The sequence below is a fragment of the Paenibacillus vini genome (assembly GCF_018403325.1).
Taxonomy (GTDB): Bacteria; Bacillota; Bacilli; order Paenibacillales; family Paenibacillaceae; genus Fontibacillus; species Fontibacillus vini.
In genome coordinates this window covers 1-276 of sequence record NZ_BOSL01000067.1, presented here as the reverse complement: position 1 = coordinate 276, position 276 = coordinate 1, and the positions used below count along the sequence as shown (strand labels likewise).

The window sequence follows — 276 nt, the reverse complement described above, 5'->3', positions numbered from 1 at the left end:
AGCTGAACTTGTGTCAAAACAAGTTTCAATAAGGTAGTTGATACGAGCGAACGTTTTGGGATAGGAGATCCTTTGGAAGTGCGCGCCTGATGACGAAAGTCAAAGGGGAAGCGACGGACAACAGATCACATAGCCCAAAATGAGAGCGAGTAGGTTAAGCTACTAAGAGCACACGGAGGATGCCTAGGCACTAGGAGCCGAAGAAGGACGTGGCGAACAACGAAACTGCCTCGGGGAGCTGTAAGCAAGCTTTGATCCGGGGGTGTCCGAATGGGG

1 rRNA gene is annotated in these 276 nt (G+C 51.1%); it reads left to right on the top strand.

Features of this window, described 5'->3' with window-relative positions:
- Nucleotides 1-152: 152 nt before the first annotated feature.
- A 23S ribosomal RNA gene (locus KJS57_RS26190) occupies nt 153-276 on the top strand; the annotation flags it as partial.